This is a genomic window from Pseudomonas sp. YQ_5 (assembly GCF_043103305.1).
GTDB classification, from domain to species: domain Bacteria; phylum Pseudomonadota; class Gammaproteobacteria; order Pseudomonadales; family Pseudomonadaceae; genus Aquipseudomonas; species Aquipseudomonas putida_Y.
Map to the genome: position 1 here is coordinate 21117 of NZ_JBICJS010000097.1, position 14221 is coordinate 35337.

Genomic DNA, 14221 nt, shown 5'->3' on the forward strand with positions numbered 1-14221 from the left:
TCACGGCGCATGCGTTCTGCACCGGATTGCCTGCAACACATTTCGTTACGTCACGACATTGCCGGCGGCTGACATGCGATTGTGGTCGGTCAAGGGTGGGGCATGCCTTCGCGCGGTATGCGCTGGAGGGCTCGCCCAGCGAGGTCGTGGCGGCGAACTACTGGACGGTGCTGTCGGATGCCGAGCTTGTACAAAAGGAACTGGAGAATACGCGGCGCCTACTCGAATCCAGAGGAGCCAAGAAGCGTTCTATCGCGGACGCCTGAGATCCAGAAGGTCGATCTGCTCCAGGGTCTGCACCACCGACTCCACATGCTCGCCGTCGAAGTCGTCACGGTCCGCCTCTTCATGTGTTCCCTTATTGAGGTACATCCACACCTGATTGACCGCTGGGATGCCGAGGATGCGGCCATAGGCCTCAATGAGCGGCTCCTTGTTGGCATGTTCGAACGTGCGCGCGTCTCTTAGCCTCTTATGGAGAGCCTCGCATAAATTTCGCAATGCGGGCTCGGCGCCGACACCGGCCAGCGGCACGGTCAGCAGCCCCATATCGTGGTAGCCCAACCACTGCCATGCCTTGTTGGAGAGCATCTCCAGAGCCTGTCGTGACGCACCTAAAGCATCGCGATCATTGAGAGCATTACGTGCAGTGCGGGCCTTGGCAATGTAGTTGCGGGTCTCGACGTTTCCGGATACCCGTGGCTGATAGTCGCCGGTATGGTGCCGGAGCAGATACACCTGACAGTCCTGGCGTCGCTGCGCTGGCAGATGCTGCTGGATGTCCTTGATGAACTCATTGCTGTGACACGTCACGATGATCTGTGTCCGGACGAAGTGATCGCTTTCAAAAATTGCCTCGCGAATCCCTCGGCGATGGTCATGATCAATGGCATTGATTGCATCATCAAACACGATCAACGGGCTGTCCATGCTCTTGGCCTTCGCCAGCAGGATGGCCAGTCCGAGACAGCGAATATGCCCTTCGCTCAACACATGCAGGGCATCCACCCTGCGCGCGGGATTGCCTCGAAACGCGATTTCAATCTTGTCTTCCCCCGTCAAGGGAAGATGCAGACTCGCGAGTTTGTCCGCGTCGAGATCGCTCTGGTTGAATTCGTTGTAGAGCGTTAGAGCCGTATCGTTGAGGCCGGCAAGAAGTTGTCCCGGGAGCTGTTCCCGGTACGCTTTCAGCTCTTCCAGGAAACGGTCGTAGGTAGCCTTAAAGGGGGTGTCACGTGCGATCGCCTGCTGTTCCTGCGCGACTTGGGCAATCAGCTCCGCGTTGTCCGTATCGAACGCCGCGATGCGTGCGTTCGCTTCCTTGAGCGCCGCCGTCAGTGCGGCATCCTTTTGATCTTGCGCCTGTACCTTCAATTGAAAGTCGAGCAAGCGCTGCCTTTCGGCAACGAGCGGAGCACGGTCCTGTTGCACCTGTCGCGATGTCGCATCCTGGGCTTCAATACGATCGACAACGGCCAGCACCTGTTCGAGAACGTTAGCTCCGGCATCTTCAACTGCGGGTGGCGGGTAGAGTGCAGCCCACCAAATGCCTTGCGGTTCGGCGGCCAGACCCGAAAGGAATTGCCCAGCCACACTGGCCTGCTCCTGCTCCGGCTGCGCGTCAACGAAGGTCGCCAGCGGCGTCAGCGACTGCCGCAGGTCGCGCGATGCCTGCGTGAGGGCGCGTTGGGCATCGCCTTGTCGTTGTTGCAACTCCCCCAAGGCATGCAATTGGGCCAGCCCGCCCGTCGCTTTTTCGTAGGGATTAGCGACAACGTGAACGGCTCCTTGTAGCGGGGTGTCGCAGGCGGGGCAGCGATCACCGGTTGTCTTCTGTAGCGCGAGCACCGCGTCGTACAGCTCCTTGAAAGACACTTGATCGCCCTGGACCTGCAACTCCGCAGTGAGCACGGCTAGGCTCTCCTGGCATTGATGTGCCTTTGCGAATGCATCCACGAGCGCCTGGCGTCGAGCGCCGATGAGGGCCGGTGGAACGGCATTGAGCAGGTCGTCCAGCTCCTGCAACCGCCCCGGTGCTTCGGCGCTGCCAATCAACTGCTTGAGACCTGCGTAGTCGGTACCTTCCGCATAAGACGTCGCCAGCGAGACTTCTTCATCCCGCAAGCGCTGGCGCGCAGCGGCTTCGCCATCGACGGCCGCCTTATCGGCACCCAGCGCTGTACGACGCCCCGTCAGCACGAGCTGCTTGGCTGCGGAAAGGACCAGTTGGCCGTCAATGCTCTCATTGAAGTGGCCGACAAAGTCATTGAACTGGTCCATGCCAAACAAGGTGGCGATCAGCTCCGCTCGCTGGTTGTTGGGACGGGCGGCAATTCGAGAAAACGCATCGATCCGGTTCTTTTCAACGAAGCAGAATCGATACGTGTCCGCATTAGCGACCACATCCATTTCCTGGTGCTGATAATCCGTGGCTTTCAGAACCGGTGGCGCAAAGCGCCGAGCATGGTCGTTGGCAAGATAGGTCCGCGCGGCGATTCGCTTGGCTCCCGCTTCTTCGACATCCCCAAGCAGCGCATATTCCAGTCCTTCGCAAAGGCTGGTCTTGCCACTGCCGTTCGGCCCATAGAAAAGGATGATTTGCTTCTGGAGATCGAATGGCTCGGGGTTGCGAAAGCCCCGAAAAGGCCCAAGCGTGAGATGGCGCAATCGAGCCCAGGGCCATGCTGCGGCGACGGCATTGACCCGGACCTCCGGCGGTGCGTCAACGACTTGCGCCAGTCTTTCCCGAATCAGTCCAGCCAGATAGACCGAGCGCTGGTTGCGCTGGCGAGACGTCCCGGCTAACGCATCGAAATGCCCCATGGCCAGAAGGGCCAGGCGTCGGACGTCCTCCGGTGCCTGCTTGTCCTCCTGATAAAGCCACGCGACAAATCGCTCAAAGTCCTGTCTTGCCGTTGCCATACCCCCTCCATGACATGTGTTGTTCTTATCCCTACGTGGCACTTGCCGCGCTGCGCACGGGATGACGCGTGACGTGCTGCCCGGTCGAAAATGACCGTGATACAAGCCGCAGCCGACCGACAACAGCGAGCATGGAAATGGCCCTCCCAAGACAATAGCTCAAAATCGGGCGTCTCCGGCCGCAGTGCACGGCCGGTCGCGCTGTCGTGCTTCGCATCGAGCCTCGCTGCGCGAGTCTCGCCCCTGACGGGCTTCCATCGTTCCCTCGCTCCGCTCGGCTGACGCCTCCGGCCCGGATTCCTCGATCCGGGCCTGCGCGCTTCGCTTGCGTGCGGTCGGCACAAAGGGACGGCCGTTGCCTGTCCAGCCGTCTCCCCTGACTTCATCACCTTACCCGCGACCGTAGCCCGCTCCCGTGTGCCGTCAAGGCGCGCAGGGCCGTGTCCTCGGCTGCGCCTGCGGGCCGCACCAACCCTGCGCTTGCCTCCTTGACGGCCCCCGTCCGCGCGCTCCTTTGGCCGCGGGCGATGAACTCAGGAAAGACGGCGGCAACGAGGCCAACCGGGTTCTTCGTGCCGACCGCACCGAACAGCCGAAAGGCTGGGCTTCCGAATCTAGGAATCCGGTGTGCGGTTTGAACAGCAAACCCTTTTCGTCAGGAGAAATGCAATGCAACTCGCATCCCGATTCGCTTCCCGTTCCCCGTCGCTGCGCAGCGATTACCCGCTGTCCGACGATCAAATCCGCCGCGTGGCCCCGTCCATATTCGCGGACGCCCCGCATGAAAGCCGCTCCGAGCGGTACGCCTATATCCCCACCGCCGCCGTGCTGGCGGAACTGCGCAAGGAGGGGTTTGAACCCTTCATGGCAGCGCAGACCCGCGTGCGGCACGACGACCGCCGCGACTACACCAAACACATGCTGCGCCTGCGACACGCGAGCCAGATCAACGGCGCGGAAGCCAATGAAATTGTGCTTCTGAACTCGCATGACGGCACCAGCAGTTACCAGATGCTGGCTGGCATGTTCCGGTTCGTGTGCAGCAATGGCCTTGTCTGCGGCGACACCGTGGCCGATGTACGCGTGCCCCACAAAGGCGACGTGGCCGGTTCCGTCATCGAGGGCGCTTATGAGGTGTTGCGCGGCTTCGACCGGGTGACGGAATCCCGCGATGCCATGCGCGGCATCACCTTGGACGATGGCGAATCTGAAGTGTTCGCCCGCGCCGCGCTGTCCCTCAAGTACGACGACCCGAACAAGCCCGCACCCGTCACGGAAACGCAAATCCTGATGCCGCGCCGGTTCGACGACCGCCGCCCGGACTTGTGGAGCGTGTTCAACCGCACGCAAGAAAACCTGACCCAAGGCGGCCTGCATGGACGCAGCGCCAACGGGCGCCGCCAGCAAACCCGCCCGGTGCAGGGCATCGACCAAAACATCCGACTGAATCGCGCCCTCTGGCTGCTGGCCGATGGCATGCGCCAGTTGAAAGCCTGAATCCCCACGCGGCAGGGGCAGGCAGTAGCCCTTGTCGCTTTCTTCGCTGCTGCATCCCTGAACCGATAGGAGTTATCACCATGAACGCCAATACCCAAGTTTCCCAAACCGAAGCCCGCGCCATCCAAGCCCCCGCGCTGGAAGCCGCCGACCCCACGAAAAACCTGATTCTGGTTCCGCTGTCGCGGCTGGTGTCGCGTCCCGCTGGCCGCAACGTGCGCAAGACCCCGCGCATGTCGATTCCCGAACTCGCCGCCAGCATCCAGCGTGTCGGCCTGCTGCAAAACCTCATTGTGATTGCCGCCGCTGATGGCGAGCATTACGAGGTGGTGGCCGGTGGACGACGCCTCGCCGGGTTGAAGCTGCTGGCGAAGAAACACCGCATCAGCAAGGAATGGGAAGTGCCTTGCCTGCTGGTGGCCGATGGCACCGCCCGCACGGCCAGCCTCACCGAGAACGTACAGCGCGAAGCGATGCACCCCGCCGACCAGTTCGAGGCATTCGCCGCGCTGGTGATGGAGGGCCGCAGCATCGAGGACATAGCGGCGGATTTCAGCGTCACGCCGCTGGTGGTGCAACGCCGCCTGAAACTCGCCAACGTGTCGCCGCGTCTGCTGACCGACTACCGCGCCGATGCCGTCGCGCTCGATCAGTTGATGGCCCTTGCCATCACCGACGACCACGCTGCACAGGAAAGCGCCTTCTACGATGCGCCGACGTGGCAGCGCCAGCCGTCCGCGCTACGCGACCGTCTGACCGAACGCGAAATCGACGCCTACCGGCATCCGCTGGTGCGCTTCGTCGGGCTGGACACCTACTACGCCGCAGGCGGCGGCATCCGCCGTGACCTGTTCGCGGAAGGCGATGCGGGCGTGTATCTGACCGATGCCGCGCTGCTGGAACGGCTGGCGCAAGACAAGCTGGCAGGCATTGCCGCAGAGGTGAAGGCCGAGGGATGGGCATGGGTGGATGCCACGCCCGGCACGACCCATGCCGACCTGCACGCCTTCCAACGCGCCCCGAGGGAACGCCGCGAACCGAACAAGCGCGAAGCCGCACGCATCGAGAAGCTGCAAGCCAAGCTGCACGAACTGGCCGAGGCGGTGGATGCCGCGCTGGACGCCGACGACGAGGAAAAGGCCGATGCCTTGCAGGAGGACGGCGAAGCCCTGGGCGAGCAGTTGCAGGCGCTGGAAGATGGCTTGCTGGACTACGGCGCGAACGTGAAGGCCGCAGCCGGTGCCATCGCCACCATCGACCGCAACGGCGAAGCCGTGATTCATCGCGGCCTGCTGCGAGAGGCCGAGGCGAAGGCGCTGCGCACGCTGGAACGGCTGCGGCAGGGTTTCGGCAGCGAAGGCGAAGTCGGGAACTACGACGAAGGCGAGGACGGAGAAGCCGACGATGCGCCCAAGACCGCCGCCATGTCCGACCGGCTGGCGCAGCGGTTGAGCGCCCACCGCACCGCCGCGCTGCAAATCGAGGTGGCCCGGCATCCGCAAGCCGCGCTGGCTGCCGTAGTGCATGGCATGGTGCAGAGCGTTTTGCAGGAACGCCACTACGGCCACGACTTGCCGCTGGGCGTGAGCCTGAAAGTGCAAGACCGGCTGGAAGGCATGGCCCCGGACTGGCCCGAATCGCCCGCCGCCGTGGCGCTGCGCGAACTGCAACAGGTGGCGGGCGAAGCGTTGCCGCAGGACAGCGCCGAACTGTTCGCCGTGCTGCTGGCGAAGCCGCAAGACGAACTGGTGCGGCTGTTGGCCGTGTGCGTGGCTTCCACGGTGGACGTGGTGACGCTCCGCGCCACGCAGCGCCAGCCCGGCGCGGAACTGGCGCAGGCTGTGGGGCTGGACATGGCGGCATGGTGGAAGCCGACCGCAGAGGGGTATTTCCGGCATGTGCCGAAGGCCGCGATTCTGGAAGCCGTGGGGCAGTTTGCACCGCCGAACGTCACCCGGCTGGCGAAGTTGAAGAAAGGCGACATTGCCAGCGAAGCCGAACGGCTGGCGGACGGCACCGGCTGGATGCCCGCCGTGTTCAAGGCCGAAGGCGTGGAGGACGCCCCGGCACAGGACGAGCCGCAGGCTGTGGCCGATGACGAGCCGGACGCCATCGACGCCGACGACGAGACGCAGCCTCACGCGCTGGACGCGTGACCTTCGCCACCGCCATGCGCCCCGGTTTCGGCCGGGGCGCTTTGGCAAGCCCGGAGCCTTCCCATGAACAGCCCGACCCCAATTGCCCGCCCGCACATGGCGGCGGTCTATGCCCCCGGCACGGTGCGCGCCCGCCGCTGGCACGGCGGCGGCGACGTGCGCGACTATCGTCCGCCTCGCGGCTGGACGGCCCGCGCCGACCTGACCGACTTGCACCCCATCACAGGGCGCGCCTTGCCGCGTGCCGTGTGGTGGATTGTCGAGACGAAGGAATAACCCCCAATCGCACCAGCCCCAGACCGTTCCGGCCTGGGGCTGGTGGTCAAAAATCCGGGCGCGGCAGTGGCCGCGCCCGGTATCAAAGCCCAAAAGCCTAAATCGCCACGCCGCCGCCTTCGACCAGACGGCGGTGTGGCCGCGTGCATGCGGGTCTGCACGCGAGAAACGGCCAAGGCCAGCAATGTGGGGGCACTACACGCCGTGATCCGGATAGCGCCCTGCCGCAATGGGCAGGGCGCGGGCTGCTACGCCGTGGCCTGCTGCGACAGGTTGCACGAAAGCGTGCCGTCCTCGACGCTGGCGGTTCAGCGCAACCACGTCACGAAGGACGGTTCACGGACACGCCGCCCGGCCTCGCTATGGAGCTTCCACACCACGCCTCAAGCCCACCGCCCAAGGCTGCGGCAGGGGCGCTTCCACTCGGTCATTGGGGCATTGACCTGGCCCGCGTCAGGGCACAAGCCGGTGCAGCCGTCATGCGGGGCCGAGTCGGCCATCTCTCCTTGGCGGGATGGTCGGCCCCTGCGTCCTTGTCTCGTTGTGAATCCTGGCGGTGGCACGGCTGCGCCTTGGGCTTCATGGCCGCAACCTTCCAGCGAAAACAATTTCCCCTGCGCTGCGCGCATTCCTCGCGGGACAAATTCTTTTCGCTTCCAGGTTCTCCACTACGTTTCGACCGCAAGCGGTGCGGCCAGCCCATCCCCCGCCGGACGGATCACAACAAGGACGCGATGGGCGCGACCTTGGTTAACCCGCAGGAGAAATCATCATGGCTAACATCGGCACCTTCACCGCAGAGAAAGACGGCTTCACCGGCACGCTCCGCACCCTGACCTTGAACGTCAAGGTCAAGCTGGTTCCCAACGACAAGGGCGACAACGAAAGCGCCCCCGACTTCCGCGTGCAGGCGGCGGGCCACGACATCGGCGCGGGGTGGCAGAAAGTCAGCAAGGCCGAACGAACCTACGTGTCCATGACCCTCGACGATCCTTCGTTCCCGGCGACGGTCTATGCCCGCCTGATCGAAGGCGAGGACGGCACGCACGACCTGATCTGGTCGCGCAGCAAGCCCCAGGCGGCCTGACGGCCGCCCGCAGCGCCCCGCCTTCCGGCGGGGCGTGATGCTGCTGATCGCAGCACCGCACGCACGAGGTGTTGGCAATCACTCCACGTCTGGTACGTCGAAGGCCGGTATTGCATCGGTGACGGCCGGATGGCTCGAAGCCCGTGACAGCATGCACAGGATGGCGTGTCGGCGCTGCACGCGCCGCCGGGCTTTCGGGCGGTGCCCCGTGCCGGCACGCTGTCACGGCCATGCGGCTTCAATCCCTCACGCCTTCGCGCCTGCGGTGCTGCGCGCCCTCGCTTGCAGGGCAATCCGCGCGATACGCCTACGGCGCGTCGCGCTCTTTCAATACGGCCTCCAGCTCCTGCCGCACCTGCGCCAGAAGCTGATCGGTCTTGCGCGTGCTGTCGCCGGCATAGGCCAGCGTCAGCAGCGTGAGCGGATGCACTTCCATGACCTCGCACAACTCCATCAGCTTGTGCATGGTCGGACTTTTCAAGTCGCGTTCCAGCGAACTCATATAGGTTCGGCTGGACACGTCGGAGAACGCTTCCTGGCTCAAGCCGCGCGCTTTCCTGACCGTCCGTATGGCCGTCGCCAGTGAGTGTTTCGCTGCCACCAACTTGGTTTCCCTGTAAAAACCAAGATGACATCCCATTGCGCCCTATAGAGCTACAATCTAAAGTGTTCAATCGTGGCTGAAAGGCCCGCTTTCGTGCTTTTACGGAAATCCGCAGATGCGGATTCCGACAGAACCGGGGAATCGCATCCGTGTCTTTCCGGCTTTCTACAATTCCGCTTGTGCGTTTCCGTTCTTCTACGGATGCGATGGTTTGCGTATCGGTGCTTTCGCACGGATGCACGGATACGGTTCGGCGGGTCTGCGCTTCGGCACAAAAGCGCATCCGCGCATCCTCGGTTTCGTGGGGATTCCGACCATGACCCTGCCGCTTGTCACCGCCGATGAACGCGCCCGGCTGCTGGCCCACGGCGCGGCACGCGCTGCCGGCCAGCACCTCGACCTGCTGCCCGTGGTGCGGCTGTTCACCCCGGACGCGCACGCGACCTGGCTGCTGGTGTCGCTCGATCCTGCGGATGGCGACACGGCTTACGGCCTGATCGACCTCGGCATCGGGATGCCGGCGCTGGGTACGGTCAAGCTGTCCGACCTGGCCGGCATCGTCGGCCCGCGCAAGCTGCCGGTGCGACGGGATCGGTATTTCCGGGCGGCGCGCCCGCTGTCGGAGTATGTCCGGCTGGCCCAGGAGAACGGCGCGATCACGGACTGACCGAACCCTGCGCGGCCTGCCGCGACAGGTAGGCGCACCCCGCCCAGCCGGGGCGCATTGTGACTATTTCGGTCTTAGTCGAGACCGTGCGGGTCTCAATCCACACTCTTGCACCGAAGCGGTGCGACTGTGCTGGAAACAGTCACGATCTTTGGCGCGGGCTGCGGCACGGTGACCAGTGCTGCGCACCATTTTCCGGCGGTGCAGCCGTCGTATTCAGACGATTTTGGCAATGCACCGGAGCGAATCGGTCTTGACACCACAAGTTACAGCTTACCCAGATATTAATGGCAGTTTGATGTTGAAACGGTAGCTCCCGCAAGCCGAAATCCATAGCGACGTTCCTGCTGATCGACAGGAGGTTGCGTCATGGCTGATTCGAGCGCTGCACACTGGTATCCGACCGCAGCGTATCTCTACACGCTGCATCTCGATGGCCCCGCGCTGGCTTGGGAGTACCTGCGCAGGAATCCCGACTACCGGCGCGACTGGTTGCGCCGTCGCCGCAGGCCTGACTCGGCGCAGGCTTGGGGCCTGCGACTGCTGGAAGACCCGGCCCTGGATGCGCGCGACGCGCATCCGGCCTGGTTCCCCGACCACGATGCCGTGGTGCAGCTTTACCCCGATGCCGACCCGCCACCCGATGCCTATGCCTTCGAGTTCTGGCGCGTCCCAGGCCGAAAGCGCCTGATCCACGACGGCAAGCGCCTGGTGCTGGTGTCGCACTGGCCGGGCTGCTGCCTGCGGCTCGCCCTCGGGCCAGGGATGGAAGACGGTATGGCCTACCTCTACGCCACCCGCGCCTGCGCCACGCCTTGCGCGCGCTATCGCACGCTCGCGGCCGAGCTGGACGCCCTGGCCGTGGCGATGGCTGCCGCGCCTGCGGCGGCGGCCCGCTCCCGGCCTGCACCGGCCGCCCTGCTGGAACTGCACACCTTGCAGGCGCTCGACGCGACCCTGGCGGGCGCGTCCTTGCGCGAAGTGGCCGAAGGGCTGTTCGGCGCGGATGCCGTCGCGGCCGACTGGCACAAGGACAGTGCCTTGCGTGCCCGCGTGCGGCGGCTGGTGCGCCGTGGCAATGCGCTGATGCGCGGCGGCTACCGCCGCCTGGCACAGCTTCCGCCGTTCCCGCTGCACTAGCGGAGATAAGAGGGGGGACGTTTCGCGTCCCTTGAAGAACGTCCCTTAGCAAGAAGCCTAGCTTTCTTGAAAGTGCCTCTATCCGGCCGCGTGGTGTGGCCGGGCTTGATGGAGGTACATCCCATGCGACCTGCTCCCTTGCGGCCTGCCGCCGCTGCTGTCGCTGCGCCCGCGCAGCCCCAACGCTACCTGACCAACGACGAGGCCGCCGAGTATCTGCGCCTCAGCCCTCGCACGCTGGAGAAGCAGCGCGTGATCGGTGGTGGCCCGAAGTTCCGCAAGTTCGGCCGGCGCGTCATGTACGCCGTGAGCGACCTCGATGCCTGGGCCGATGCGCGCAGCTACGAGGCCACGTCCGATCCCGAATACGCCGAGAACCATTCGGCCGACAGCCGTGCGCGCTGATCGGCGCATCGCCGGTGGCCATCGCCATGTCCAGCCCGCCAGGGCAAGCCTTGCCGCAGCGCGAACAGCTCGACCTGTTCCGCGCGCTGCCGGGCGACATGGCGCCGCGCGACAGCCAGGACTTGATGGCCTTTCCGTTCTTCTCGCTCGCCAAGTCGCGGCGCACCGCGCCGATCGACTTCCGAGCGGGCGGCATCACCATCCGGGTGGAGGGCACGGCCGAGCATGGCATCGCCACCATCTGGGATGCCGACGTGTTGATTTGGGCCGCCTCGCAGATCGTGGAAGCGCGCGACGCGGGCATTCGCCCGTCGCGCTGGATACGCGCCACGCCCTACGAGATCCTGCGCTTTATTGGACGAGGAACATCCCTCAACGACTACCTGCGCCTGAAAGCCGCGCTGGATCGCCTGCAATCGACCAGCGTGGCCACGTCCATCCGCGAAACCACGGGAAGGCGCTTGCATCGCTTCTCGTGGATCAACGAGTGGAAGGAACTGGCCGACGCCAGCGGCGTGCCGCTGGGCCTCGAATTGATCCTGCCGGACTGGTTCTATGCCGGCGTGGTGGACGCCGCCCTGGTGCTGACCATCGACCCCGCGTACTTCCGCCTCAAAGGCGGCATCGAACGCTGGCTGTACCGCCTCGTGCGCAAGCACGGCGGCAAGCAGCCGGACGGCTGGCAGTTCGATTTCCGGCACCTGCACCGCAAGTCCGGCAGCGCGGCACGCTTCTCGGACTTCGCCTACGACCTGCGCGCCTTGGTGGCGCGGCAGTCGCTGCCCGGCTACGTCCTCGGCATCGAGGCGATGCCGGACGAAGGATTGGAGCTGCTGACCTTCCGGCCCGTGCCGCCCACGGCACGGGGATAACTACGGTAAAGCCTGTGGACGGCCTCGTGCTATCAGGAGTACCGGGTATCGTGCTATCAGGAGTACGCCTATCGTGCTATCAGGAGTACGAAAACGCCGGAAAGCCAATAACGGCGCGGGTTTGCATCCCCTCTAACTTACCTAACTATAAATCTCTAACTTTTAGTAGAAGCACGCCGTTTCGGTGGACAACTGCCGAAAGGCACGTCGAACAGCGTTTCGCACGGCAGGCAAAGCCTGGCTTTCCAGCACGGAGGGCCACGCAATGATCGTGGCGCTGCTCAACCAAAAAGGCGGCGTCGGCAAGACCACGCTCGCCACGCACATCGCGGGCGAACTGGCGATGCGCGGGCAGTCGGTCATCCTGCTGGATGCCGACCCGCAAGGTTCATCACTGGACTGGACGCAACGCAGAAGCCAGCAGGGCTTGCCCCGGCTGTTCAGCGCCGTGGGCCTGGCCCGCGAAACACTGCACCAGGAAGCGCCCGAACTGGCCCGCCGCGCAGATCACGTCATCATCGACGGGCCGCCGCGCATCGCCGCCTTGGCGCGCTCCGCGCTGCTGGCGGCCGAGCGCGTGCTGATCCCGGTGCAGCCCAGCCCCTACGACCTCTGGGCCAGCGCCGAGATGGTGGCGCTGATCCGCGAAGCCCAGGTGTTCCGGCCTGCGCTGCGCGCGGCCTTCGTCATCAACCGCCGCGTCAGCACCACGGTGATCGGTCGGGAGGCGCGTCAGTCGCTGGCCGAACAGCCGCTGCCGGCGCTGCGCGCCGAGGTGCGGCAGCGCATCGTCTTCGCCGACAGCGTGGCCGCTGGCCGGCTCGCCCGCGAGACGGAGCCTGACAGCGCCGCCGCGCGCGAGATCGCCGCGCTGGTGGATGAACTGCTGCGGTGGCCGACATGACCGCGAAGCCACCACGCAGCAAGCGCGTCGGCATCGGCGCACGGCCGCCCGCGAACCCGCACGCCGAGGCGTGGATTCGCCAGGGCGACGCCGATGCGCTCAACAAGGGCGACCTCTACACCGCGCGCCTGACCCTCGACGTGACGCCCGCAATGCGGGCGCGCATCAAGGTGTCGGCCTTCACGCGGGGCGTGACCGTGGCCGAACTGCTGCGCGCTTTGCTGGAACGGGAGTTTCCCGAGATCCGCACGGAGAACACGCCATGAACGCATCCTCTGCACCCGCCGCGAACACGGCCACGGCTGCCGTATCGCCTCCGGCTGCGCCGTCGCTCGCGGTACTCGCCGGCCAGGCCGGCAACGTGCCACTGACGCGCGTATCGCTGGCCTACATCGAACCGCGCTTCAAGCTCTACCTGCGCTTCGGCGAACCGGCGCGCACGCTCCAGCTCGACCGCTGGCGGCGCTGCGCGGTGTTCCTGCCGCGTGCAATGTTCTGCCGCGTGCGCTGGCAGGCCAACGACTACGGCACGATCCGCTGGCAGATCATGGTGATGCAGGCTGGCACGCCGCTGGATGCCTTGCAGCGCATCCCCGGCGTGCGGCCCGGTGCACGCCTGCTGCTGCACGCCGAGGGCGACGCCAGCGTGCGCGCCGTGCTGGAACGCATCGACGCCATCGAGGCGCTGGGCATCGCCCCGTCTGCCGTCTCGCCCGCGTACTGGCGCACGCTGGGCAACCGGCTCGCGGCTCGCTTGCCGCTGCCTGAATACAGCATTGAACGGCACGCCGCTTGGCTGGCCGGAAGGACATTCCCATGACCAGCATTTCTACGACCGGCCCCGCGCCGCGTCCTCCCTCGCGCCTGCGCGCTCGCATCGTGCTGGCGGGCCTGACCGCCTGCGGCTTCGCTGCGCTGGCCTGGGCGGCTTTCGTGTCGCCGCTGCCGCGCCTGACGTACAACCCATCCGACAGCGTGGCGGTCGGCTGGTATCGCATCGAACCGTTCGACCCGCGCATCGCCTCGCTGCCACGTCCGTTGTCCGTGGGCAGCATCGTGCTGGTGCCGCTTCCGGCCGAGGCCGCCGCACTGGCTGCGCAGCGCGGCTACCTGCCGACGCATGTTCCGCTGCTCAAACGTGTGGGCGCAGTCGCACCGCAACACGTTTGCATCGGCGCTGGTCAGGTACGCATCGACGGCGTGCCTTCGGCCGCCGTGCTGCCTGCCGACCGACTGGGCCGGCCGTTGCCATCCTTGCAGCTTTGCAGGCGCCTCGAACCGAGCGAGCTATTCCTGTTGAGCGTGACCAATCCGGCGTCTTTCGACAGCCGGTATTTCGGCCCGGTCAGCGCATCCACTGTGATCGGCGTTGCGCATCCCGTTTGGCTGGAGGCACGCCCATGATGGCCATCGATTCGCTACACGTTGCCGTGCATCTCATCGTGCCATCGGGCGTGTCGTTCCGGCTGCTGCTGCCGTGTCGTCGCGCGTGCAGTGCGAGCGCATCCGCGCCGCACTTCGCGCAACATCCGGCTCAGCCGTCCAACGTGCAGGCGTCTTGCCTCGAACGCGCCCGGCCTATGGCCGTCGCCGGGTTCGCCGGCGGGCTGGCTGCGGGTGCAGCAGCGCCGCCGGGCCGCCTTTGCCCTGAGCGACAGCGAAGGGCAAAGGCGGAAGGCAAGACAAAAGGA

The 14221-nt window shown here is 65.5% G+C and carries 14 protein-coding genes; 12 read left to right on the forward strand and 2 right to left on the reverse strand.

Annotated elements, in window-relative coordinates; translation table 11 throughout:
- Nucleotides 1-249 precede the first annotated feature (249 nt).
- A complete protein-coding gene (locus ACF8EA_RS22945) occupies nt 250-2922 on the reverse strand; it encodes an AAA family ATPase (RefSeq protein WP_392523349.1) in 2673 nt (890 codons plus the stop codon).
- A 669-nt stretch (nt 2923-3591) separates the two neighbouring features.
- On the opposite strand from ACF8EA_RS22945, the gene ACF8EA_RS22950 reads away from it, so the two are divergent.
- The 4 genes from ACF8EA_RS22950 to ACF8EA_RS22965 all read left to right on the forward strand — a co-directional run bounded on the left by ACF8EA_RS22950 (nt 3592) and on the right by ACF8EA_RS22965 (nt 7938).
- Nucleotides 3592-4419 carry a DUF932 domain-containing protein gene (locus ACF8EA_RS22950; protein ID WP_392523351.1) on the forward strand — a complete coding sequence of 276 codons (828 nt, stop codon included), beginning with the start codon at nt 3592-3594 and terminating at the stop codon, nt 4417-4419.
- Nucleotides 4420-4499: 80 nt separating this feature from the next.
- Nucleotides 4500-6575, forward strand: a complete 2076-nt coding sequence (locus ACF8EA_RS22955) for a ParB N-terminal domain-containing protein (RefSeq protein WP_392523353.1) — start codon at nt 4500-4502, stop codon at nt 6573-6575.
- Nucleotides 6576-6638: 63 nt separating this feature from the next.
- Complete coding sequence (locus ACF8EA_RS22960) at nt 6639-6851, forward strand: hypothetical protein (RefSeq protein ID WP_392523354.1); 213 nt, start codon at nt 6639-6641, stop codon at nt 6849-6851.
- Between the two features lie 772 nt (nt 6852-7623).
- Nucleotides 7624-7938 carry a DUF736 domain-containing protein gene (locus tag ACF8EA_RS22965; RefSeq protein WP_392523356.1) on the forward strand — a complete coding sequence of 105 codons (315 nt, stop codon included), beginning with the start codon at nt 7624-7626 and terminating at the stop codon, nt 7936-7938.
- Between the two features lie 307 nt (nt 7939-8245).
- On the opposite strand, the gene ACF8EA_RS22970 is transcribed toward ACF8EA_RS22965, so the two are convergent.
- Nucleotides 8246-8539, reverse strand: a complete 294-nt coding sequence (locus ACF8EA_RS22970) for a helix-turn-helix domain-containing protein (RefSeq protein WP_392523358.1) — start codon at nt 8537-8539, stop codon at nt 8246-8248.
- A gap of 319 nt (nt 8540-8858) precedes the next feature.
- Between ACF8EA_RS22970 and ACF8EA_RS22975 the strand changes: the two genes are divergently transcribed.
- The 8 genes from ACF8EA_RS22975 to ACF8EA_RS23010 all read left to right on the forward strand — a co-directional run bounded on the left by ACF8EA_RS22975 (nt 8859) and on the right by ACF8EA_RS23010 (nt 13934).
- The gene (locus tag ACF8EA_RS22975; protein ID WP_392523434.1) at nt 8859-9209 is read left to right on the forward strand and encodes a DUF2958 domain-containing protein; all 351 of its coding nucleotides are present in this window, start codon (nt 8859-8861) and stop codon (nt 9207-9209) included.
- A gap of 369 nt (nt 9210-9578) precedes the next feature.
- Entirely contained in the window at nt 9579-10349 is a 771-nt protein-coding gene (locus tag ACF8EA_RS22980) for a DUF2285 domain-containing protein (RefSeq protein ID WP_392523360.1), read from the forward strand.
- 123 nt (nt 10350-10472) lie between these two features.
- Nucleotides 10473-10754: an AlpA family transcriptional regulator gene (locus tag ACF8EA_RS22985; RefSeq protein ID WP_043291169.1), complete on the forward strand. Its 282-nt coding sequence runs from the start codon at nt 10473-10475 to the stop codon at nt 10752-10754.
- Between the two features lie 26 nt (nt 10755-10780).
- Entirely contained in the window at nt 10781-11626 is an 846-nt protein-coding gene (locus tag ACF8EA_RS22990) for a replication initiator protein A (RefSeq protein WP_174818321.1), read from the forward strand.
- A gap of 265 nt (nt 11627-11891) precedes the next feature.
- Nucleotides 11892-12530, forward strand: coding sequence for a ParA family partition ATPase (parA, locus tag ACF8EA_RS22995; RefSeq protein WP_392523363.1), 639 nt, complete (start codon nt 11892-11894; stop codon nt 12528-12530).
- A complete protein-coding gene (locus tag ACF8EA_RS23000) occupies nt 12527-12796 on the forward strand; it encodes a chromosome partitioning protein ParB (RefSeq protein ID WP_105807197.1) in 270 nt (89 codons plus the stop codon). The genes parA and ACF8EA_RS23000 overlap by 4 nt, the downstream gene beginning before the upstream one ends.
- Complete coding sequence (locus tag ACF8EA_RS23005) at nt 12793-13350, forward strand: DUF2840 domain-containing protein (RefSeq protein ID WP_392523365.1); 558 nt, start codon at nt 12793-12795, stop codon at nt 13348-13350. The genes ACF8EA_RS23000 and ACF8EA_RS23005 overlap by 4 nt, the downstream gene beginning before the upstream one ends.
- On the forward strand, nt 13347-13934 hold the full coding sequence (locus tag ACF8EA_RS23010) for a S26 family signal peptidase (protein ID WP_392523367.1): 588 nt from the start codon (nt 13347-13349) through the stop codon (nt 13932-13934). Before ACF8EA_RS23005 ends, ACF8EA_RS23010 begins: the two co-directional genes overlap by 4 nt.
- Nucleotides 13935-14221: the final 287 nt, after the last annotated feature.